We start from the raw sequence: 23,721 nt of genomic DNA on the forward strand, positions 1-23,721 counted from the left end.
AAGGGTTTTGTGGTGGGTTACGGTCGCAACAATTCATTTCAAGCCATCCATGTGTGTTGTTAAGTTGTTTGCAGATGATCGCATCTAATTCAGCATGTACATAATCACCTGGTAGATTCTTAAAAGAGATTATACTTTTTTTGATTCTCCCGTTTTTCAATCAACCATTTTATGGATGCTTACGCCATCTTCAATCAGGCTCAATACCAGCGAGTTAGCGATGGAGCGATCGCGCCACTGTTGAGCAATTGCGAGTTGTCCAATCGACTTTTAGTCCTAGTTTGGCCTCAACTGGGAGATTTTGACACTCTTGAATATGCTTGGTGGCTACAACGTGAAGCTTTCCGGATTCAAAAGCAAGGAGTGATGATCCGGGCTGTGGGTATTGGCGATCGCACATCGGGGCAACAATTTTGTGAGTACACAGGGTTTCCACCCGATTGTCTATTTGTCGATCCCAAGGCAGAACTACACCAAAAGCTTGAACTCTATCCAGGGCTATCCCTTAAACTTAAGAGCCTCTCGACGGCTCAAAACGCCTGGATTAATTTGATGCTGATGTGTGCAGGGATCGGGAGTCCTGGAACTCTAGCGGAAGTATTTCGCGGTTATTTGGGCGATCGCAAAGCACCCCAGTTGATTGGCGATCAGGAGGTTGTGAAGGCGAAACCTCTACCCCCACTCAAGGGTTCATTCTTCAATCTAGCTGGAGGTACAGGGTTTCAGCGTCCCTTTGAACTGGCAACTCTGCGACTGCGAAATATGGTAGAAGTCTTAAGCCATTGGAACACTTACGTGCCAGATCCAGCTTATTTAACGCAGCGAGGAGGAACCTTTTTATTCAATGCTCAGGGGGAATTACTTTACGAACACCGCGATCCGGGAATTCTTGGTTTTGCGGCTAATATGAGCTATCCGCTCTCGTTTCTGGGTCTTGAACAGGATGAAATTGTCTAATAGCACTTTCATTTAATGCTGCTACAGTTAGCTAAAAAACTTTAGTTTTTGCAACAAATTTCTCCTAAAATTCTTCAAAGAATCCTGTTGACATTGAAGTGTTTTGATGCGTTTCAACTTAAGTTTTCTGGCGACTAGTTTTGCTTTGTTGAACTTATCCATTCCTAGTGCGTTGGCATTTACTGACATCCAAACTCATTGGGCGCAAGCGTGTATCAATCAGATGGCACCGCGAAAGCTGGTGAGTGGTTACCCGGATGGGACTTTTCGTCCTAATGCAACGATTACCCGTGCTGAGTTTGCGGTTTTGATGCTCAATGCTTTTCCTTATGCCCCCGAAAAGCGGGCTGGTACAACGTTTAAAGATGTGCCGACGAGTCACTGGGCGCATAAAGCGATTCAGGATGCTTACAAACGCGGGTTTTTTTCCGGTTATCCCGGTGGGATGTTTCTTCCAAACCAAGCGATTCCCAGAGTGCAAGCGATTGGTGTTTTGGCAGGGGCAAAGAATTTGAGTTTTTCCGGCAATGCGGAGGGAACACTCAGGCAGTATTTTACCGATGCGGGGCAGATTCCGGATTATGCCAAAAATGCGATCGCCGCTGCCACCATTAATAGTCTTGTCGTCAACTATCCCAACGTCAAACAGCTCAAACCCAATCAAACTGCCACTCGTGGAGAAGTTGCATCGCTAATTTGTCGGGCGTTATTTATCTATGCGGTGCAGCCGCAGTACATTGCTGGGGTAGAAACTCGCCCCCAAGCGGTTCGGGCACTACCGGGAAAACTCGATACCGTTCCTACTTTTAACAGCAATAGTCCGGAATTGGTGAAAACAGAAGGGATTTTGCTGTCAACTTTCCCACCCGAAGGAAAACAGGTACCCTCTGCCCATCTCAACTTCCCCTTTGAGGGACGATTTGATGTCTTTACTCACCATATCGCTAGGGCGGAAACTCAGGCTGAAACGGGTGCTCTTTACCAGGGGGTGATTGTCCACAATCCCAGTGACAAACCCGTCACGGTGGAGGTTTTGCAAGCCGCTAGTTACCTTTCAACTCCAGAAGCGCCCTTTAAAGAGTTGCCCGATATGAAGGATAATGCCGATGGCAGCGTCTACTCTGGCCCTGGTAGTCGGACGATGGGTGATGTTCTACGAGGAGTGCGGCAGGGGATTTTTCCAGCGCAGTTGGTGATTGAGCCAGGACAAAGTCAGATATTAATGAATCAGCCGATTACGATAGAACGGGCACCCGCTTCTAATGGTCGTTCTACGATGATGCGGTTGAGGAGTAATGGCGCGGTTTATGTGGCGAATTTAGCCAAGAGAGGTGTCCGCAATAGCAATGGAACCTACCGAGCACCGACGCTGAAGGAATGGCAAGGATTACTGGAAACTGGAGGTTTTGCAGGGCCGCGCGACCCGATTCCCACACCTCTCGATCCCCCCAGAGAACCAACGGTATTTAGTCGTGTGGCGGGTGTTTCTGAGGGAGCGCAATGGCAGGTCGAGATTACAGATAGTCCGAATGGGGAACATCTCAGCCTTCCTGAACCAGGGAAGGCGTTCTCCTACGTCGTGGGTACATTGCATTTGATTACTCTAGGCACGGGGCAAATCCAAAGTGCACGCATGTTAAAGCGCTATGAAGATACAGCTTATTTTGCCCACAGTAATTATGGGGTGGAATACAATCTCACATTGCCCCTCAAAAACACCACCAATCAACCTCAGACGGTGACGGTATCCCTGCAAACGCCCTTAAAAGATGAGGGGGGGAAAGATTTACTGCTGTTCTTGAACCCACGAGTTGACCAGATTTTCTTTCGCGGTACGGTGAAGGTAAGTTATGACGATGATGCGGGACAATTGCAGACGCGCTACGTCCATCTAATACAGCGACGAGGGCAACCTGGTGAACCCTTAATCACACTGAATTTATCACCTGGGACAAGTCGCGAAGTCCAGGTAAGCTTACTCTATCCTCCAGATTCCACACCACCGCAGGTTTTGACAGTGAAGACGTTGGATAGATAGTTATATCCTTTCCGTTTGCATCCCAATCACGGCATCTTGCCCTAAAAACTCTGCGTTCCTTCGCGCCGCCCTCTGCGTAACTCTGCGTTAAAAAAACCCACCTTCAGGGTATCAACAGAGATGTGCGGCATGTAATTGTGTTCCGTATCATATCTTGTGCATAACCTCCATTACCATCAGAGGTATGTTTTAAGTAGGTAAGCAATTTTATCGCTTGCCCAGGGAGGCTTCTACTAATGCAACCTCGAACAATCACTATCACCGCTCTCATCACTCTATTGGCTGCTACTACCACCGGCATAACTCCTAATGTTTCACAGCCTTTTTCTGCACAAATAGCACTGGCTCAAGCCCCATTGACTCACAATCCAGAAGCCTACCGCTTAATAGAGCAAGGAAATCAACAGTATAAAATCAGTGAATTTCAAGCAGCTATACAGTCTTGGCAACAAGCATTAGCCATATATCAGAAGAGCGGTGAGCAGATCGGGGAAGGAATTGCTCTAATTAATTTGGGTCATGCTTACTTTTCCGTAGGAGAATACCAAAAAGCCCTCGAATTCTATCAGCAATCCCTGGCCATTCAACAGCAACTGCGAGATTGTCCAGGAGAAGCGAATTCTCTCAACCATCTAGGTGAAGTTTACCGGGTCTTGGGGCAATATCAAAAAGCAATCGAGTTTTATCAGAAATCATTAGCACTCATCCGAGAGATAGGTCAGTCAGCGAACACCGATCACTATGCCCTACTCCAACAAGAAGCTACTTCGCTCAGCAATCTTGGTAATGCTTACCGGAATCTAGGGCAATACCAGAAAGCGATCGAAGTTGGCGAGCAATCCTTGGCTTTGCTCAAAAAAATGAGTGAATTACCTAGCCGCGATTCCTTCGCTATACTCAAAGAAACAGTCAATTCACTCACTAATCTAGGTCATGTTTATTTTTATCTAGGTAACTATCAAAAGGCCGTCGAATGTTATAAGCAATCATTAGCAGTTGTTCGGGAAATAGGAGATCGTCAAGGGGAAGCAAACACCTTAGGAGGTTTGGGCAATATTTACTATTCCTCAGAGCAATATCAAAATGGGATGAAGATTTATCAACAGTCCTTGGCTATTGCACGAGGAATTGGCGATCGCACAAGCGAAGGAATAGTTCTCAACAATATTGGTGCCCTACTCGCAACCAATAACCAGCCAGAACTAGCCATTATTTTCTACAAGCAATCGGTTAATGTTCGAGAAGCAATTCGCCGAGATATCCAAGGGTTGCCGAAAGAACAACAACAGTCTTATATAGAGACGATTGCCAATACCTATCGCTCTTTAGCTGACTTACTGCTCAAGCAAGATCGAGTCTTAGAAGCGCAACGAGTCTTAGATTTGCTCAAAGTGCAGGAGCTGGAGGACTATCTCCATGACGTGCGGGCTAGTGAAAATCTGAGTAATGGTATTGCCGATCGCGCCCCAGAACAGCAAATTAAAAAGGGCTATGAAGCAATTTTAAACCAAGCCATTGAACAGGGAAAAGAACTCTCGCAGTTGGAGAGCCTTCCTGTATCCAATAGAACAGAAGTCCAACAACAGCGTGTTATCGAACTCAGGAAGAATCAAGAGCAAATTACCCAACAGTTTCAAGAATTTCTCAAGAGTTCTGAAGTTGCAGCACTGCTAATCCAGTTACGGCAAACCACCGTCGGAGAGGGCTTTGACTTAGATAAATACGCCACCAGTTTACAGGATAACCTCAAGCGACTCCAACAAGATGCCGTCATTCTCTATCCCTTCGTTCTAGAGGATCGCTTGGAATTAGTATTAGTGACCTCTTACACTCCCCCAATCCGCCGAACTGTCGCTGTCAAACGCAAAGACCTCAATCGAGCTATTCTAGAATTCCGTGATGTTCTGAAAACTCCTAGCCGAGATGCCAAAGATTCTGCTCAGAAACTCTATAATTGGCTGATTAAACCCATTGCCAATGACTTAGCTCAAGCTAAAGCCAAAACTATTATCTACGCCCCTGACGGGCAACTGCGTTATATCCCCCTTGCCGCTCTCTATGATGGCAACCAGTGGCTTGTACAGCGCTTTGGTATCAACAATATTACCGCCCTCAGCCTTACCGAATTCAATACGAAACCTCAAAGTAAGTTGCACATCTTTGCAGGTGCTTTTACCCAAGGCAATTACAGTATCCAAGTTGGCAGTCGGCAGTTCAATTTTCAGGGTCTCAAATATGCCGGGATAGAGATAGAAAATCTGGCGAAAATCGTTCCTAGTACGACACGATTGTTAGATCAGCAGTTCAGCCGAGATACTGTTCTTCAGATGAACGACTACTCCGTTGTCCATCTAGCCACTCATGCTGCGTTTGTCGAAGGTCAGCCAGAGCAGTCGTTTATTCTGTTTGGTGATGGCAAGTACGTCACTCTCCGAGATGTTGGAAGCTGGCGTTTACCCAATGTTGATTTAGTGGTACTTTCCGCTTGCGAAACGGGTTTAGGCGATAAGCTCGGCGATGGGAAAGAGGTTCTGGGATTTGGCTACCAGATGCAACGAGCGGGAGCGAGAGCCGCTATTGCTTCGCTATGGCAAGTGGATGATGGCGGTACCCAAGCCATGATGGATGCCTTCTATGCCGCACTGGAAAATGGCAGTACCACTAAAGCCAAAGCTTTACGACAAGCTCAAATCGCCCTGATTACTGGGGATTACAAAGCCTTGGGACAACAACGGGGGCTGGAAGTACAGCAGGGCACCAGAAGTCGTTTATCGCCTACGGTAAATAGTCGCCTCAGCCATCCTTACTACTGGGCACCATTCATTCTGATCGGTAACGGGTTGTAAGCTCCATTAGCCTAGACAGCTTGGCAGAAATAACCTACCAGTGAACCATGAACCATGAACAAATCTTACCGAAAACATGTCAATACTATCGAACGCGATATCACTTGAGAATGGTACTTTCTGAACTGAAGACCAATAGCGCTCTCGCTAAGATGGAAAATTAATAGGTGTGCAATTTGTGAAAAAGATTCTGATCGTCGTTCATCAACCCACCTCTAATACTGGACTCGTGGGGCAAATCCTTCGCGCTTGGGGCTATACCCTCGATATCCGAGTACCGAGTCAGCAGGACGAACTCCCCCCAACGATGGATAATCACGAAGGTGTGATCATTTTTGGGGGGCCGATGAGTGCAAATGATCGCGAAACTCTCCCCTTTATCGGTACCGAACTGGATTGGATTCCAGTGGCTCTAGAATCGGGTAAGCCTTACCTGGGAATTTGCCTTGGTGCTCAATTATTAGCCTGTGTCCTCGGTGCAACGGTTCAACCTCATCCTGATGGCATGGTAGAAATCGGCTACTTCCCAGTGATGCCGACGGGAATGGATAGCGAACATTTCGATCAGCCGTTGTATGTCTACCACTGGCACCGTGAAGGATTTGAACTACCGAAGGGTGCGGTTTCCCTGTTTGAAGGCGAAATTTTTAAGAATCAGGCATTTTGCTATGGTGAGAACGCCTATGGTGTGCAGTTTCATCCGGAGATGACGCGGCAGATGATGGAACGCTGGACGACAGAAGGTGCTCACATGCTAACCCTTCCAGGGGCACAGTCCCGTGATGAGCATTTCTACCAGCATTCGTTATATGCGATCGCCATGGAAAATTGGCTCAAAGGATTTCTCTGCCACTGGTTAGGACAAGATGCGATTACTCAAAAAATCTGTGCCTGAACTCTAGAATCCGTCTGATTTATGTCAGAAACTGATCCGGATAACTTGATGGTTGAACGTTCAGGGTTGTTCATGCCTTGCTAATTGTCCTCTCACCCAAGCCCGGAAAGATTTCATTGTCGCATTTCTTCCTCTTACTTTACTTTGTTCCACAAAATCGTGGAGAACATCGGCAATAGGTAAATTGGGAAAAGCCGAGCTAGTTTCTGACTGAACGTATTCGCCAGACTGAAGAATATTAATTTCTATTTTTTTGCCGTTATAACGCCAGAGTTCAGTCACTCCTAATTCTTGATAATTATTAAACTTAGTTCTCGATGTAATATCAATTTCAATGGCTAATTCGGGCGGCGGGTCTATTTTTAAATTTAGCCGTTTCTTGCCTCTAATTTGGGCTTCTTTCTGAATATAAAAACAATCATCGGGTTCAACGGCTTGTCTCATCGCTTCATTCTCAAACGTCGTTGAGCCAAGGCTCCTAAACTCGATATCCATTTCTTCCAGAATTGCCTTGATAAAATCTCCAATAATGACTTTATCATCTTCATGTTCTGGTAGTGGAGTCATAATTTCCAGCGTTCCTTGACTATAAGAAAGTCTCGCACTACGACTTTCACCCAAATTTTTTAAAATATCTTGGAATTGCTGCCAGCTCACATTTTTTAAGAGCAGTTTATGTCCGGGTGGTACGATAATTTGTTCGAGGGCTAACAGCATTTTTTTCTGTCCAGAATTCAAGCTATGCAAGGAACATTTTGCAATACGGATTTGAACATATCCAGGCTAACATTCTTCTAACGAACGATGAAAGCCGTTTTTCTTGACTTTTGACTTTTGACTGTCGCTTTACAAACCATTGCCAATTAGAATGAAGGGTGCCCAGTAGTAGGGGTGAGACAAATTGGAACTGCTGCTATTATCGGCGCTAGTCTCTACCTCTGGTTTAGCGACAACTTCAAGACCTCGTTGTGGGGCATCTTTAGCAGTAAGTTTACCTTGCAATAGGCTTAGTTGTGCTTGACGCAAGGCTTCGGCTTTGGTCATTGGTTTTTCAGATGTTCCAGTAGCTAAATTCTTGTAAAATTGCTGCATCAATAGACTAGTGCTGCCATCGTTCACAAGCCATAGGGATGCCATTACTGCCTTCGCTGCATTGTTCATAAAGTAGTAAGCAAGGGCGTTAATTTCTACACCGTCTTGTTGAGAACCACCAAGCGCTGTTTGACAGGCTGATAGCACGACGAGATGAATGTCACTTAATCCTGTCAAGGCACTAATCATATCTGGAGTCAGGGGTATGCCAGTTCCTAGCAGAATGTAAGATTTATTTGAGCTAGTTGGGTCAAATACACCGTGAGTCGCAAGGTGCAGAATTTTGTGTCCTTTGAGATTGTCTCGCAGGGTGCGAAAGTCAAAGGTGCGGTTTAGGTACTTTTCTCCTGGATAAATTCCTTGAGTATCGTTGGTTTGCGATCGCACAATACCATCTAATTCAATGGGTACATTAAGTAAAGGATCAAAACCAGGAACACGATCAGATAGTCCCATTGCCAGAACTGAGGTATTTTGAGTACCGATGGGTAATTTATCCTTCGTGTCTGCTAAGGCTGCGGAAGGTGCGATCGCAATGGTATAGTTCTCCATCAGATATTGTTTCCCATCAAACAGGGCACTCATGGGCATATAGCGCGTTACCCTATCCAGGGCAAAAACCAGATGTTTGACGGAGTTTGCCTTGAGTTCGCCTTCGATGGGTTGAATCAGCCAGTTGTAGAGTTTTTGACTGACGGCTTGCGCTTTGGGAATATCCGCAGAACCGCAAGTACGCTTCTCGCACTCTTCCATTAGCTTGCGAAACTCTAAAACGGTGTTTCCTAATTCCTCTCGGCTGACGGGAACTTTAACGGTTTTGATCACATCCCCTGTGGCATAAAGCTGTAACTGTAGCTCTTTTTCTAGCACCAAGGGGTAAATCATCACCGTGTTGGGTTGAGCGTTGACAATTTCTCTAATTTTCCCGAAGTTCTGAGGGTCAAAGAAGATATCATCTTTTTGACGGTTTTCACGAATTTCTTTGTCTATTTTCTGTAATTCCTGAACATTTGCCGTAATCAGAGCTGTTTGTTGGTCTTTGAGTTGGCTGCATTGTTGACTGTTTGTCTGTTCGCACTCGCTGATCTGTCGTCCCAATGCTACGATTGACTGATTAGGAGCGGGAATTTTGGCTTCAGTTGGAGTTAGGGGAATTTGGGGTTTGTCGCCTGTTCTATTGCCAGCACTGATGAAATCACGTATTTCTTGCCCTCTTAATAGTTCCTGTACATACAGTGCTTCTTTGTCTCTTCCTTGGGAGAGCAACAACTCTGCTAACTGGCGATAAATATCAGATACTTTCACTTGGTCAAAATCAACGGTTGCTTCCAGGAATGATTTCTGTAACTCTGGTGGTAATCCTTGGATATTGCGCCGGACTTCTTCTATTTGGTTAACAGATTGTTTGTAGTAGTTGATGGCAATATTGGGTTGATTTAAGTCGCGGTAAATGCGAGCTAAACCATACAAGCTGTAAGCTTTACCACCCGCTACTTCTGTCGGAGTAGAAATGGCTAATGCGGCTTGATAGGCGGCTATGGCTTGCTCGTTCCGTCCAAATTTGCGATGTAATTGCCCTAATAGATTGAGTGCTTGTTTTTCCCAGGTGGGATTTTGGGTTTTTCGGGTGAAGGCTAAAAAGGCTTGTGCTGACTCCATCGCTTTGGCATCATTTCCTAATGCAGCGTAGCCAACACTCAACATCCTAGTGGCGAATACTTCCATCCCAGGAACTTTAATTTCCTGGAATATAGTTAATGCTTGTTGGGCGAATTCTATAGTTTGTTGCGGTTCTGCAAGGCTAGCGAGATTTAATAAAGCATTACCTTCACCTTGGCGGTTTTTGAGTTGCCGCATGGTGGTGAGTGCTTGTTGGTAAAACTCATTGCTTTTCTGGTAATTTCCCAAGTTCCTGTAGATATGACCGAGATTAAATTGTGGTATCGATTGAAGGGATGGACTCTTAAGTTCTGTGGCTATTTTCAAACTTTGCTGATTCAACTCTAGGGCTTTTTGAAAGTCGTTGCTATTGTTGTAAAGATTACCCAGATAAGATAACGCCTGAGCTTCCAAACCAGGATTTTTTAACTCTCTTGCAATTACTAAACTTTGCTCGATGAACTCTTTACCTTTGGTGTAGTTGCCAACAACTTGGTAAGCATCGCCTAAATTCATTAGCAACCTTGCTTCCCTTTCGCGGTTTTTGTATTTTCTTGCAGATACTAAGCCTGGTTCAGCGACGGAAATTACTTTTTGATAGTCTCCTAGTTTCTGATAGGCATCACTGAGAGACTCCGCAGCGTGGGCTTCACCTAGGAAGCTTCTGAGTTTTTGAGCAATAGCCAAGCTTTGTTGTCCTACTTCGATCCCCTGCTCATATTTTCCCTGTGCATTGTAGGCTTGACTAAGAGTTGCCAAAGCTTGTCCTTCAAAATAGGGATTTTGCTGTTGTCGAAACTTTGCCAAAGCTTGGTTTGCCACTTCAATTGCTTTTTGCGTGTCTCCTACATTCTGATAACTGTGGCTCAAATACTGTAAAGCCAAGCCATCATCTTTTTTTGTCTGCTGTAGCAGTGCCAAGCTTTGTTGTGCTAACTCCAGGGCTTTTTGATAGTTACCTTGGTTATCATAAATATCCTGGAGTTCACCCAAAGTACGCTGTTCAATATCGGTATTTCCTAGTCGTCTAGCAATTTGTAAAGCTTGGTGTGCTAACTCTATCGCCTGGGGATGCTTGCCCTGTTTAGTGTAGGATTGACTGAGTTGTTGTAACGCATCTGCTTCTGTTTTTGGGTCTTTGATTTGCCGTGCAATACTTAAGGCTTGCTGAGTTGATTCTATAGCGTTGGGCAAATCCCGCATATCTGTATAGAGTTCGCCTAAATTAATTAACGCCTCTGCCTCTAAATTTGGTTTTTTGAGTGTTTGCACGTATGTTAAACTTTGCTTAGCAAAATCAAGGGCTTTGTCAAATTCCCCAAGACTCCTGTAACCCAAACTCAATCCCTGTAGGGTACCAGGCAGGATTTTCAAATTACTCTCTTGTAGGCTGGGATCTAATAGAGAAAAATTGATTTACCGCGCCTTGGCTAAAGCTTGCTGGTATAGTTCAATCCCTTTTTCGTATTCTCCCAACTCAGTATAGATACTGGCAAGAACGTTTAAAGAAGATGCCTCACTCAAAGGATCTTTTTGTTCCCGTGCGATTTCTATTTTTCGCTGGCTTAACTCAATGATCTGTCTGTCCTTCCCTTGATCACGGTAAATTGATGAAAGAAGAGATAAGGCTGTTGTTTCTGTCTGTAATTCTTTAATTTGGCGAGCAATCTTCAACGATTGTTGTAAGAATTCAGTTGCTTTGTTGTAGTCTCCCAATATGTAGTAGACTCTTCCTAACTTCTGTAAAACAAATGCTTCCTTATCTGGCTGTTTGAGTTCTCGCGCCATCTGTAAAACGTCCTGCGCCAATTTAATATCATGAGGTGCTTCGGCTCTAGCTTGAGAATAGAATCCTTTGCTATACAAATCAGATGCTTTAGAACCAAACACCATGATCATTGTCAGGGTACCCAGTTGGGAACTGCTGTCTTTGATTTCCCGTTGAATTGCCAATGATTGCTGGAGAAACTCTACCGCACGTTCTTTGTCGCCTTTTATCCCGTAAGTGGTACTTATCAGATTCAGTACTCTATATTCGAGGAAGCGATTACCTACCTCTCGACTTGCTGCTAACGATTTCTTAGACCACTCCAAAGTGCGAGGATAGTCTTGCAAATCGTCATAAGTTACTGCTATCGAGAAAAGTGTATAACCAGCTTGAAATTTATCTCCTACTTCTTGCTGAATTGCCAAGGTTTGGTTGTATATTTCTAGGGCTTTAGGATTTTGTTTTAAATTAGAGTAAGTCACCCCTATCTTTCTCAGAGTCCTGCCTTCCCCTGCCCTATCTTTTACTTCGCGACTAATAGCTAAGGCTTGCTGGAAAGTTTCCAAGGCTTTGTCATATTGGCTTTTTAAGAGGTAAACTGAGCCAAGGTTATCGAGTGTTTCTCCTTCCCCTTTTCGGTCTTTCAGTTCCCGCCGAATTGCCAAAGCTTGCTGCAAGACTTCCGAGGCTTTGTCAGCTTGCGATAAACCGAGGTAAACCTCGCCCATATTGTTAAGGGTTTGCCCAATTCCGGCTTTGTCATTCAGTTGTTGGCGTATTTCTAGTACTCATTGATAGGTAGCGAGTGCTTTTGGGTAGTACCCTTGGCGATACTGCTGCACTCCCTCTTGGAATAGCTTATCTACCTCGGTTTGGCGATTTTGAGTGGTGGGTGTTTGTGCTGAGACAGAGAGTAGGGGCACCATCGGTGTCAACTTAAGCCCTGGCGAATGGAATTCGCGGCTATAAAAACGAAGTCCGCCTGCGTGGACTAACGGAAAAACTAGAGTTTTGAAACCTGCGTAGGCAGGTTTTGTTTGTATAGCTGCGGTTTCAACCGCCCAGCTAACGTTAAGTTGACACCAATGGATATGTCGTGCCCCTACAGAACTAGGGAATAGGGAAGGAGTCAGGGAAAGCAGCAATGTTGTCGTAAAAAAGCTGATGGACTTGAGAGGGGGGTGCATGGGACAAGTCCTGTGTTGGTAGAGGATGACTGACGTAACAGAAGTTAAAATAAACAGACCGCCCTCTAAACTTGTTATTTCTAAGTTTCTAAGTGTGGAAACAAACTGGAGACTCAAATGACCCCAGCAACAATCGCAACATCCACGCATGTATCACCCCTTTTGTTTGAGGGAGTAACTTGGAGAGAGTTCAAAGCCGTTGAGCAATTATTAGATCGTCCAGGATATCGACTCTCTTTCCTCGATGGAGTTTTGGAGATTCGACGAATGCCAGGAGAACCCCACGAAACAGTTAAAAAGAGGATTGCTGCATTGTTGGAACTTTACTTGCTCATGGCAGGGTTTGACTTTACTCCAACTGGCTCAATGACTCTAGAAAGTGAAGGGGGTGCTGTCAAGCGAGAGGCGGATGAATCCTATAAACTTTCCCCAGGTCGAGTGCGTCCCGATCTAGCGATCGAGGTGGTGTTTACGAGTGGCGGCATCAACAAGTTAGAGGTATACAAGCGGCTGAAAATAAAGGAAGTGTGGTTTTGGGAAGACGGCGTGTTAGAGGTTTATCACTTACGGGAAGAGGGCAATACACTTCACTATGAAAAGGTTTCTAGTAGTGAAGAGGTGAAAGGGATCGATCTAGATTTGTTGTTACGTTGCATCAATATGGTGAATCATGTTGATGCGATCAAGACGTTTCAGCAGGCACTTCAGCAATAGCCGAGGATAGGCTGTCCCGCTATAGATTAGATCCCCCTCGCATCCCCCTTAAAAAGGGGGACTTTGAGCAAACAAACTTAACCCAATCCCAAATCCGTCACCGCACCGACACTGCTAGAAGAAACTAACTTGGCATATTTGGCCAGCACACCTTTTGTATAACGAGATTTGGGCGGTTGCCAGTTAGCACGGCGTCGTTCGAGTTCCTCATCCGACACATTGAGCTGTAACAACCGCGCTGGGGCATCAATGGTAATAGTGTCACCTTCTTGAACTAACCCAATTGTCCCTCCAACCGCTGCCTCTGGTGCCACATGTCCCACAACCATGCCGTAGGTGCCCCCAGAAAACCGCCCGTCGGTAATTAAACCCACCGCATCGCCTAAACCCGCACCAATAAGCGCAGATGTGGGAGCCAGCATTTCTCGCATTCCTGGCCCACCTTTTGGCCCTTCATAACGGACGACAATCACATCTCCTGCCTGAATCTGACCGGCAAGAATGGCATCTAGGCAAGCTTCCTCAGATTCAAAAACTCGTGCAGGGCCAGTAATTTGTGGCTTTTTGACCCCGGTGATTTTCGCCACCGCGCCCTCTGTCGCCAGATTCCCTCTCAAAATCGCCAAGTGCCCTTGAGCATACATCGGATTATCCCAAGGACGAATCACATCCTGGTCTTTTGCGGGTTCTTCTGGAACATCGGCTAATATTTCAGCAATGGTTTGACCCGTAATCGTTAAGGCATCGCCATGTATTAAATCATGTACCAGCAGCATTTTCATCACTTGAGGAATGCCGCCAGCTCGATGTAAATCAGTGGCTACATATCGACCACTGGGTTTCAGGTCACACAGTACCGGCACTTTAGCACGAATCGTTTCAAAATCATCGAGAATTAACTCTACTCCAGCCGAATGCGCGATCGCTAATAAATGTAATACGGCATTCGTAGAACCCCCGATCGCCATAATCACAGAAATTGCATTTTCAAATGCCTTGCGTGTCAGAATCTGGCGGGGCAATAACTGTTTACGAATCGCCTCCACCAAGACAAGAGCAGATTTTTCGGCACTGTCTGCTTTTTCTGCATCCTCAGCTGCCATTGTGGAGGAATATGGTAGGCTCATCCCCATCGCTTCAAAGGCGGAAGACATCGTATTCGCTGTATACATCCCACCGCAGGAACCTGCACCAGGGCAAGCCTTGCGTTCGACTTCCATCAGTTCGTTTTCATCAATCTTGCCTGCGCTGTATTGTCCCACCGCTTCAAAGGCACTAACAACCGTCAAGTCGCGTCCGTTGTGATGTCCGGGTTTGATCGTACCCCCGTAGACGAAAATAGCGGGGATATTCATCCGTGCCATGGCAATCATCGCCCCTGGCATATTCTTATCACAACCGCCAATTGCCAGCACTCCATCCATACTCTGACCATTGCAGGCTGTCTCTATCGAGTCTGCAATCACGTCTCGCGACACGAGGGAATACTTCATCCCTTCCGTACCCATCGAGATACCGTCGCTAATGGTAATCGTGCCGAACATCTGAGGCATGGCACTGGCGTTTTTAACGGCTGCCTCTGCTCGTTGAGCAAGCACATTGATGCCCATATTGCAAGGGGTAATCGTGCTGTACCCATTGGCAATTCCCACAATGGGCTTGGTAAAATCTTGGTCTTGGAAACCCACAGCCCGTAGCATGGCACGGTTAGGCGATCGCTGAACGCCCTGGGTAACGACTTGGCTTCTAACGTTGTCCGGCATTGGTGTGTTCTTCCTTGGCTATCCGCTATCCGCTATCAGCAACATGGGTTGGAGGTTAGTGCTTAGAGCAAATAACGCCTAACCTTGCAACATTCAATCGGCTAACCTTCCAACTTGACAAAAGGATCTTGCGCTGACAGCTATTTTTTGATTGTCTCAGAATGTATGATGCATAGTCCGAATTGTATTCGGCTCATTCTTCAGAAACTCTCAACATATCGCTTCAGTTCCCTTGCCATTCGTTGATTCCCTCGCTGTTCATCTACCCGTATAAACGGCAGAAATACACGAGTTAAGAACCCTGAATAATAATTTTTGTGAATATATTGGGTACGACCCACACCAATTTCTTGCAACTCAAACACATACTCATTGCGAAAGCCAGGAATGGAGGAAACCCAGCTAAGGCAGACATGGGGCTGAACTTGTATTACCAAAGGCTCAAACTCGGTTTCATCTTCGTAGGGAATCCGTCGTAGAGAGAGGCAAACTTCGTTTCCCTGGCGAAAGGGAACATTTGAGTTACGGTCATATAAAAACGTATTCCAGTGCTTCCATTGCTCTTTCTGGAACAATGCCTGCCAAACCTTCTGTTTCGGCGCATTAATCACAATTTCAGTGTAAAGACTCGTCATAAAAAAGGCATATCACCTCCTACTCGTAGTCTGTCAACCTTGAATTGAAGGGTTGGTAGAAGATAAGGGGACAAGGGGACAAGGGGGACAAAGAAGACAAGGGGGACAAAGAAGACAAAGGGGACAAAGAAGACAAGGGGACAAGGAGATAGGAGATAAGAGAGAAGTTTTATTAAATTACCCCTCAAATCTACCTTGATGCTCTACTAGGTGTAACTGAGTACAATGAGTAACCCATTCGCCCTGTAGGCTAGGTGTTATTTGAGATTTTAGATTAATAAATTGGAAATCAATCTAAAATCTACAAGTTAAAAGCCAAAATTGATATAGCATGGCAGACTTAACACCCAATCCTAGCTTCAGTTTAACGATCCGCGTACAAGTGCCCAACCGTGCCGGGATGTTAGCCAGCGTGACACAGGCGATCGCAGATGTGGGAGGGAACCTTGGACAAATTAAGCTCCTCGAACAAACTCGCAAGATTGCCATTCGCGACATTACAGTGGATGCGACAAGCACGGAACACGCCGAACAAATTGTAAACGCGGTTAAAGCCGTGAGCCATATCAAAGTGCTCAATGTCTACGATCGCACATTTAACATGCATCGGGGCGGCAAAATTTGTATCCAAGGCAAAATGCCGCTAGAAACTCAAGCCGATTTAGCCATGGCTTACACCCCCGGTGTGGGTCGAATTTGTGAAGCGATCGCAGAAGACCCAGAAAAAGTTTACTCCCTCACGATCAAAAGCAACACCGTCGCCATTGTCACCGATGGCAGTGCCGTATTGGGATTGGGCAACTTAGGCGCAGAGGCAGCGCTGCCAGTCATGGAAGGCAAAGCCATGCTGTTTAAAAAGTTTGCGGGGATTGATGCTTTTCCCATTTGTCTAGCGAACCAAAGTACAGACCAAATTGTCGAAACCGTCAAGAATATCGCTCCCGTATTTGGGGGTGTCAACCTGGAAGATATCAGTGCGCCTCGCTGCTTTGAAATTGAAGAACGACTGCGACGGGAATTGGATATTCCTGTGTTTCACGATGACCAACATGGTACAGCGATTGTCAGCCTCGCGGCTTTGATTAACGCCCTGAAGTTGGTACACAAATCCATGGAAGACGTGAGGATTGTGATTAATGGGGCGGGTGCGGCTGGAATTGCGATCGCCCGCTTACTGCGGAAAGCCGGTGCTAAGACCATCTTAATGTGCGACTCTCAAGGCATCCTCTCCAAAAGCCGTGCTGACTTAACCTCGCAAAAGAAAGAATTTGCCGTTGATGCGGCAGGTTCCCTTGCCGGTGCCATGTCCGGTGCCGATGTATTTTTGGGGGTTAGTGTGCCCCATGTCTTAACGCCACAGATGGTGCTGTCGATGGCTAAAAAACCCATTGTCATGGCGATGGCAAATCCCATCCCAGAAATTCAGCCGGAATTAGTGGAACATGATGTGGCGGTGATGGCAACCGGTCGGAGTGATTACCCCAATCAAATTAATAACGTCCTCGCCTTTCCGGGAATTTTTCGCGGTGCTCTAGATTGCCGTGCACAGGAAATTACCACCAATATGTATTTAGAAGCGGCAAATGCGATCGCCTCCCTGATTCATGCCTCAGATTTAGATCGAGAACACATCATTCCTTCGGTATTTGATGAGCGAGTCGTAACAGCCGTTGCCGGTGCTGTGCAGCGTGCGGCACGACAAGATGGTGTAGCCCGTCGGTAATTCTTTTCTGCTTTTGTTCCCCCCTTTTTAACCGGAGCTCATACGAGGAGGGTTAGGGGGGATCGTAGTCGGATTTGCGGTGTTCATTCTCCTTTTTCTTAATATTATGTCCGGCTGAATACTTACACTTTGGTGGAGGTAAGGCAGATGGCAGAAGGCAGAAGGCAGAAGGCAGAAGGCAGAAGGCAGAAGGCAGCGTTCTCCCTTGTCCTTCTATCTACTACCTTTGACTGCAACTTGATATGAAGCTATAAAATGCGATGTTTCAACCAAAATGATAAAAGTGGCATTGCCACTCGATACCCTACTTTTGCTCCATAAATTAATCCTTTCTGTTCCAATCCTGTAAGCGCCCCCTGAAACCCACCACCTCTTGAAAACTGGTGTTTCTGAAGATAGGGGCGTGAATGGGGGCTATCTGTCGGATCGATCGCTAAACTTTCCAGAACCCGTGCCTGAATGGGAGGCAGGAGGAGTAGAAGAGATTCAAAGGTAACAGACAGATCCTCGACCAATCTTAATGTGCTGCGATGGACGTGATCGAGTTGGATGAGTTTTGGAGAAGATGGCAAGGAAAACCGAGTTTCTTCATCCTGATAAAAGCAACGATGGTCACTCCAAATTCGCCGCGCTAAGGCGATCGCATCTCCAACATGCCCCTGTGTGTAATCTAGAAATAATTCCAGGGCATCCCCTTCAAACTTTAAGCCTTCTGCTGCCATGGCTTCAACGAGCCACGTTTCAAGTTCTTGATGTTGCACGGGAAGCAGGGAAACGATTTGAACCTCGCTCCCTTCCACCCAGTCTTCTGGTGTTGTTGCCAGGACAACATAGCTGACCCGATTTTGCCGTTGAATTTCCTGCCGCAAATAGGATTCCCATCGACCGGCCCGATCCCAAGAACGAATATGGGGGAAATTCTGGAAGACAAACACCACTCGACCGCTTAACTGTTCTGCTATGACCTGGGGAAGGTTTAATAAGGCTTCCAGGATCAGCCATTCATCATTGAGGGCAACCTGCCAAACAAAACGGGCTTGATGGACTGTTGGTTGTTCTAATTGCAGAGGATAGCTAGAAGCCCACTGCTCGATCAACGTTCGTTCTTCCGATGTGGCAAAGATATGAAGCATTCCCTCTGCCAACAACTCTAAAAAGCGAGAAGAGGTGGTGGCCCTTAGGCAATCGATCTCTAAAACTCTGGCTCCAATTTGCTGTGCTGCATGGCGAATCAGCGATCGCCTCCCGCTTCCAGTCACACCAGTCAGCATCAAATCCTGGTCAGCCGCCAAAATTGTACAGATTTGCTCTAGCTCAATCTGCCTGCCAATCAACCCCTGCGGCTTAAACGTATCATTCATCATAGTCAACCTATCATCCTCACCCTGAAGCCCGCCTTACATTGAGAAACCATTGACTTTTTTCTTTCCACCCCAAAGGAATTTTCGATGCACTGGTGCTTGCACCAAAAAATAGTGCAATGATAGTTTTAAAGAACTATTTTTTAGTGCAAGGTTGTTGACCCATGTCTGCCATCTCCTCGCGCTCTCAGATTTCTCAACCCTCTACGAGCCAATCCTGGCACACAATCGAAGCGGAAAAAGCCCTTTGGCTGCTCAAGAGCGATCGCACACAGGGTTTAACCCAGAACCAGGTTGACCAGAATTTACAGGACTACGGTACAAACGAGCTGGTCGAAACGGCAGGGCGTTCGCCGCTGGAAATTTTCTGGGATCAGTTTAAGAACATCATGTTGCTGATGCTGATCGCCGTTGCCATTATTTCCACGATTCTAGATGTGCGCGAATCCCTGACGAAGGGGCAGTTCATCTTTCCCAAAGACGCAGTGGCCATCTTTGCGGTGGTGCTGCTGAATGGGCTACTGGGCTATCTTCAGGAGAGCGGAGCCGAAAAAGCACTGGCAGCCCTGAAAAACATGGCATCCTCCAAAGTCCGGTTGCTCCGTAATGGAAAACCTGTAGAAGTGGAGTCTAAGGAACTGGTTCCGGGCGATATCATGCTGCTGGAGGCAGGGGTCAAGGTGGCAGCCGATGGGCGAATTTTGGAAGCTGCAAATTTACAGGTGCGAGAAGCCGCCCTCACGGGAGAAGCACACGCCGTGGAAAAACAAGCCAGTGCAATTTTGCCAGAGGATGCCCCGTTAGGCGATCGCATCAATCTGGTCTTTTCTGGAACAGAGGTGGTGCAGGGACGAGCAACAGTGCTGGTGACAGGCACCGGGATGCAGACTGAATTGGGTAAGATCGCCACGGCGCTGCAATCCGTTGAAACAGAGCCTACACCACTGCAAAAACGTATGACCCAACTGGGAAATACGTTGGTGACAGGGTCGTTAATTCTGGTAGGACTCGTCATTGCTGGTGGGACGCTATTTAATCCTTCATTGTTTGAGGAACTGGTTAAAGTTTCTCTCAGTATGGCGGTTGCAGTTGTCCCAGAAGGCTTACCCGCTGTGATTACCGTTACCCTGGCATTGGGCACGCAACGCATGGTGAAGCGCAATGCCCTGATTCGCAAACTACCTGCGGTGGAAACCCTTGGTTCTGTCACCACCATTTGTTCAGACAAAACGGGAACCCTGACGCAGAACAAAATGGTGGTGCAGGCAGTCCATACCCATCGCTACGCGGCTCGTGTGACAGGGGAGGGATACAGTCCTGAAGGCAAATTCTATCCGCAGGCTAATGCAGAATCATCGCCAGAAATTTCCGGGTCGGCAGAACCAGAATTGCGATCGCTCTTAATGGCATGTGTGCTTTGCAATGATGCTGTGTTGCAGAAAGAGCATGGCGACTGGGCAATTTTGGGCGATCCAACCGAAGGAGCACTGCTGGCAGTCGCCGGAAAAGGGGGATTCCGCAAAGACCAGGAAGAACAGCAGTTACCTCGTGTTGCTGAGTTTCCGTTTTCCTCTGAACGCAAGCGGATGAGCGTGGTTGTGCAGGATGCATCCGGCAAACTGGGAGATAGTCCATTGGTTATGTTTACCAAAGGTTCACCTGAACTGGTGCTGGAACGCTGTACCCACATTCAGCAGGACAATCAGGCTCAACCAATTACAACCCAACAACGTCAGCAAATTTTAGAGCAGAACAATCAACTTGCCAGCCGAGGGTTGCGTGTCTTAGGGTTTGCTAGCAAGAACTTGACAGAGTTATCACAAGATTCAGACGATAAGGCTGAAACCAACTTGACCTGGTTGGGATTAGTGGGAATGCTGGATGCCCCTCGTCCGGAAGTGCGCGAGGCGGTGGAAAAATGCCGTGCCGCCGGGATTCGTCCGGTGATGATTACAGGCGATCACCAACTTACTGCTCAGGCGATCGCAGAAGACCTGGGCATTGCAAAAATGGGCGATCGCTGCCTGACAGGACAGGAACTCCAGAAGCTTTCCCAGCCAGAACTGGAAGCCGAAGTTCATCACGTCAGTGTTTATGCTCGCGTTGCCCCTGAACACAAGTTACGCATTGTCCAGGCGCTCCAGCAGCAGGGACAGATTGTTGCGATGACCGGGGATGGAGTCAACGATGCTCCAGCCTTGAAACAAGCGGATATCGGAGTAGCAATGGGCATCACAGGCACCGATGTTAGTAAAGAAGCCAGTGACATGGTGCTGCTGGATGACAATTTTGCCACGATTGTTTCGGCAGTTGAAGAAGGTCGAGTCGTTTATATCAACATTCGTCGCTTCATTCGCTACATCCTGGGTAGTAATATTGGCGAGGTCTTGACGATCGCAGCTGCGCCCTTGTTGGGATTAGGAGGTGTACCCCTCTCTCCCCTGCAAATTCTTTGGATGAACTTAGTCACTGATGGTCTGCCTGCTTTAGCACTGGCAGTAGAACCGGGTAGACCAATCGTCATGCAGCAACCACCTAAAGATCCAAAGGAGAGCATTTTTGCCAGGGGTTTAGGCTCTTACATGATTCGGATTGGTATTATTCTGGCAGTGCTCGCGATTTTGATGATGGTCTGGGCATACGGTTATACCGAACAGGTGCAAAGTGAGTTGTTAGACCGCGATCGCTGGCAAACAATGGTGTTCACCACCCTCTGTTTAGCTCAGATGGGACATGCACTGGCGATTCGCTCCAACACGCGGTTGATGGTAGAAGTAAATCCCTTCTCAAATCCCTATCTGCTGCTATCCGTTGCCGTCACCAGCATCCTGCAACTGATGCTTATTTACATTGAACCACTTCGGAACTTCTTCAATACTCATTACTTGAGTGGATTAGAGCTATTGATTTGCATTGGATTTAGCGCTCTTGTGTTCATCTGGATTGAAGCAGAGAAGCTATTTATCCGCTGGTATGCCGCTCGTAAGTAGTCGCTCATGAACCGCTTACACCAGAACGCATAAAAATCTATCCCCTATTTTCAAGTCAGGCACCATGGGCAGTAGCTCACAACGAAAAAATGAAAAATCTTATCCCGTCTGCCGCCTGCCTTATTTTCAAGCTAATTCAAACCTAACCCATTAGCCCGGTTGATGTTTCTTATGAATAAAGCCGATTCACCTTGTGGTATTCAAACGTATAACCAAGGGGACATCACACTTGACCTGGAACTGAGTATTTATCAGCAATTGCAAAAACAATCTGTCAATCTTGCTGAATTCATACAAAAGTTGAGTTGTTTCATCACAGCATTAGAACACAACCCGGAGAGATACAACATCAACCCCTACACAGAAAAATTCAATCGAGGAATTCACATTCTAGGTAAGTATGATTCTGAACTAGGTGTTTTTCCTCATTCACATCTAGCCTTGAAATGTTCAGAAGGCCGCTGGGGTGCAGAAAACCCAAAAAAACAATTTTCCAGAAGCATTCAATTAGCCTGGGAATTTGAAACCCGGTTAAACAACCAAGAGAAGGCACTACTCCAGATTTGTCCTGTCTACTTGCACTTCCAAACACGAGTCAAGAATGCCCTTTTTAAGAAAATTTTATTTATGCCAAAAATTGAGGGTACCACTTTAGGAAAAACCAAAGCCGGATTCAGCCCTGAATTTTGTCAGACATTCAAGATTCCCAATTTCCAGGAAATCCTCCACAAATTCAGGTTTTCTTTACATCGTTTTATCGATCCTGACAAGAAACGTCAACTGCTCAAAATTCAATCTGCCTATTTATTTCAACGTTTGTCTGCAAGAGGAATTATAATCCCTAGTTTAAATCAGAAGAATATTCTGGCAACATTAAACACGAACAATAAACAAGTTCAATATGTCATTATTGATCCGATCGCGGATTACTATTTACCAATTTCTCCTGCCTATAATCTTCTGACAGGCTACCTGTGTAAATTTAAATAATTTTATATCCCCTTACTACTTTTATCTGTGGCAATACAGAAGTGGTAGCATGACCACTTCTCTTTGCAGGGTAAGGACACGACATTGTCGTGCGCTTCTTTTTGCAAGTACACAGCAAATTGGCCCAACTATAACCCAAGTACGATGCCAGTCGCTTGCTGCTAATGATAGCAATATGAAACCGTTTACAGCATGATGGGTTCAAAACCATGAATTTTAACTTTTTTGACCTATTCTGGATTTTTTTGGTTTTCTCCTCACTCCAACCTTGGTGGCAAAAACGCCAGATGGAAGTCCGTCGAGTGCAAACCCTCCGAGCGTTTGAGCAACAGCGACGCAGCCGAGTTATTTTGCTGATTCATCGGCAAGAGTCCGTGAGCTTCCTGGGAATTCCTATATCCCGCTACATCTCAATTGAAGACTCAGAACAGGTGTTGCGAGCGATTCGCTTCACCCCTCCCGATACACCCATCGATCTGATTCTCCATACACCAGGAGGTCTTGTTCTTGCCACAGAGCAGATTGCCAGAGCACTCATTCGCCACCAAGCCAAAGTCACCGTTTTTGTTCCTCATTACGCCATGAGTGGTGGCACAATGCTCGCTTTAGCAGCCGATGAAATTGTTATGGATGCCAACGCCGTCTTAGGACCGGTCGATCCCCAACTGGGCAATATGGCAGCGGCAAGTGTCCTCAAGGTCGTTGAACAGAAGCCCATTGAGAAAATTGACGACCAAACCTTGATTATGGCAGACCTATCTCGCAAAGCTCTACAACAAGTTCAGCGGTTTGTGCGGACGCTTTTAAAAGACCAAGTCCCGCAACCAAAGATTGCTCCAGAAAATATCGAAAAAATTGTTGAAGCCCTGACTACAGGAAAAGTCACCCATGACTATCCCGTTACAGTTGAGGAGGCGACAGAACTGGGTTTACCGATTACCGTTGGTCTGCCGCCTGCCATCTACAATCTCATGGAGTTATACCCACAACCCCAAGGAGGACGCCCTTCTGTGCAATATATCCCCATGCCTTATGGTCAGCGTCCGGCTTTACCAGAGCCTAAGGGAAGACCTTTACCGGAGTCAGCTAAGTTTTGATCTACG

The 23,721-nt window shown here is 46.4% G+C and carries 16 protein-coding genes; 9 read left to right on the forward strand and 7 right to left on the reverse strand.

All coding sequences use genetic code 11. The features are described 5' to 3' along the window. The first annotated feature begins 171 nt into the window (after positions 1-171). The 4 genes from MIC7113_RS16495 (at position 172) to MIC7113_RS16510 (ending at position 6,736) form a co-directional block, all read left to right on the forward strand. On the forward strand, positions 172-957 hold the full coding sequence (locus tag MIC7113_RS16495) for a peroxiredoxin-like family protein (protein ID WP_015183298.1): 786 nt from the start codon (positions 172-174) through the stop codon (positions 955-957). Between the two features lie 106 nt (positions 958-1,063). Then, complete coding sequence (locus MIC7113_RS16500; protein WP_015183299.1) at positions 1,064-2,995, forward strand: DUF3370 family protein; 1,932 nt, start codon at positions 1,064-1,066, stop codon at positions 2,993-2,995. A gap of 236 nt (positions 2,996-3,231) precedes the next feature. Beyond that, positions 3,232-5,841, forward strand: coding sequence for a CHAT domain-containing protein (locus MIC7113_RS16505; RefSeq protein WP_015183300.1), 2,610 nt, complete (start codon positions 3,232-3,234; stop codon positions 5,839-5,841). Positions 5,842-6,019: 178 nt separating this feature from the next. After that, positions 6,020-6,736: a glutamine amidotransferase-related protein gene (locus MIC7113_RS16510; RefSeq protein WP_015183301.1), complete on the forward strand. Its 717-nt coding sequence runs from the start codon at positions 6,020-6,022 to the stop codon at positions 6,734-6,736. Between the two features lie 60 nt (positions 6,737-6,796). Here MIC7113_RS16510 and MIC7113_RS16515 read toward each other — a convergent pair whose 3' ends face one another. The 4 genes from MIC7113_RS16515 to MIC7113_RS16530 all read right to left on the reverse strand — a co-directional run bounded on the left by MIC7113_RS16515 (position 6,797) and on the right by MIC7113_RS16530 (position 12,442). Beyond that, positions 6,797-7,453: a Uma2 family endonuclease gene (locus MIC7113_RS16515; protein ID WP_015183302.1), complete on the reverse strand. Its 657-nt coding sequence runs from the start codon at positions 7,451-7,453 to the stop codon at positions 6,797-6,799. Positions 7,454-7,582: 129 nt separating this feature from the next. Then, on the reverse strand, positions 7,583-10,861 hold the full coding sequence (locus MIC7113_RS16520; RefSeq protein WP_015183303.1) for a CHAT domain-containing protein: 3,279 nt from the start codon (positions 10,859-10,861) through the stop codon (positions 7,583-7,585). Positions 10,862-10,903: 42 nt separating this feature from the next. Further along, positions 10,904-12,034 carry a tetratricopeptide repeat protein gene (locus tag MIC7113_RS16525; RefSeq protein ID WP_390465335.1) on the reverse strand — a complete coding sequence of 377 codons (1,131 nt, stop codon included), beginning with the start codon at positions 12,032-12,034 and terminating at the stop codon, positions 10,904-10,906. A gap of 9 nt (positions 12,035-12,043) precedes the next feature. Further along, positions 12,044-12,442 (reverse strand): hypothetical protein, encoded by a 399-nt coding sequence (locus MIC7113_RS16530; protein ID WP_015183305.1) that lies wholly within the window; start codon positions 12,440-12,442, stop codon positions 12,044-12,046. A gap of 117 nt (positions 12,443-12,559) precedes the next feature. Here MIC7113_RS16530 and MIC7113_RS16535 point away from each other — a divergent pair, with 117 nt between their 5' ends. Then, positions 12,560-13,156, forward strand: coding sequence for a Uma2 family endonuclease (locus tag MIC7113_RS16535; RefSeq protein WP_015183306.1), 597 nt, complete (start codon positions 12,560-12,562; stop codon positions 13,154-13,156). 77 nt (positions 13,157-13,233) lie between these two features. Here MIC7113_RS16535 and ilvD read toward each other — a convergent pair whose 3' ends face one another. Then, positions 13,234-14,919, reverse strand: coding sequence for a dihydroxy-acid dehydratase (gene ilvD, locus MIC7113_RS16540; protein WP_015183307.1), 1,686 nt, complete (start codon positions 14,917-14,919; stop codon positions 13,234-13,236). A gap of 200 nt (positions 14,920-15,119) precedes the next feature. Beyond that, the gene (locus tag MIC7113_RS16545) at positions 15,120-15,554 is read right to left on the reverse strand and encodes an SRPBCC domain-containing protein (protein WP_015183308.1); all 435 of its coding nucleotides are present in this window, start codon (positions 15,552-15,554) and stop codon (positions 15,120-15,122) included. Positions 15,555-15,885: 331 nt separating this feature from the next. Between MIC7113_RS16545 and MIC7113_RS16550 the strand changes: the two genes are divergently transcribed. Beyond that, positions 15,886-17,277, forward strand: a complete 1,392-nt coding sequence (locus MIC7113_RS16550; protein ID WP_015183309.1) for a malic enzyme-like NAD(P)-binding protein — start codon at positions 15,886-15,888, stop codon at positions 17,275-17,277. 248 nt (positions 17,278-17,525) lie between these two features. Here the strand turns inward: MIC7113_RS16550 and MIC7113_RS16555 are convergent, their stop codons facing one another. Further along, positions 17,526-18,641: an ATP-binding protein gene (locus MIC7113_RS16555; protein WP_015183310.1), complete on the reverse strand. Its 1,116-nt coding sequence runs from the start codon at positions 18,639-18,641 to the stop codon at positions 17,526-17,528. 161 nt (positions 18,642-18,802) lie between these two features. Here MIC7113_RS16555 and MIC7113_RS16560 point away from each other — a divergent pair, with 161 nt between their 5' ends. The 3 genes from MIC7113_RS16560 (at position 18,803) to MIC7113_RS16570 (ending at position 23,715) form a co-directional block, all read left to right on the forward strand. Then, positions 18,803-21,628 (forward strand): cation-translocating P-type ATPase, encoded by a 2,826-nt coding sequence (locus MIC7113_RS16560; protein ID WP_015183311.1) that lies wholly within the window; start codon positions 18,803-18,805, stop codon positions 21,626-21,628. 171 nt (positions 21,629-21,799) lie between these two features. Then, the gene (locus MIC7113_RS16565) at positions 21,800-22,618 is read left to right on the forward strand and encodes a hypothetical protein (protein ID WP_015183312.1); all 819 of its coding nucleotides are present in this window, start codon (positions 21,800-21,802) and stop codon (positions 22,616-22,618) included. Positions 22,619-22,827: 209 nt separating this feature from the next. Next, positions 22,828-23,715 (forward strand): SDH family Clp fold serine proteinase, encoded by an 888-nt coding sequence (locus tag MIC7113_RS16570; protein WP_015183313.1) that lies wholly within the window; start codon positions 22,828-22,830, stop codon positions 23,713-23,715. Positions 23,716-23,721: the final 6 nt, after the last annotated feature.

The sequence above is a fragment of the Allocoleopsis franciscana PCC 7113 genome (assembly GCF_000317515.1).
GTDB lineage: Bacteria > Cyanobacteriota > Cyanobacteriia > Cyanobacteriales > Coleofasciculaceae > Allocoleopsis > Allocoleopsis franciscana.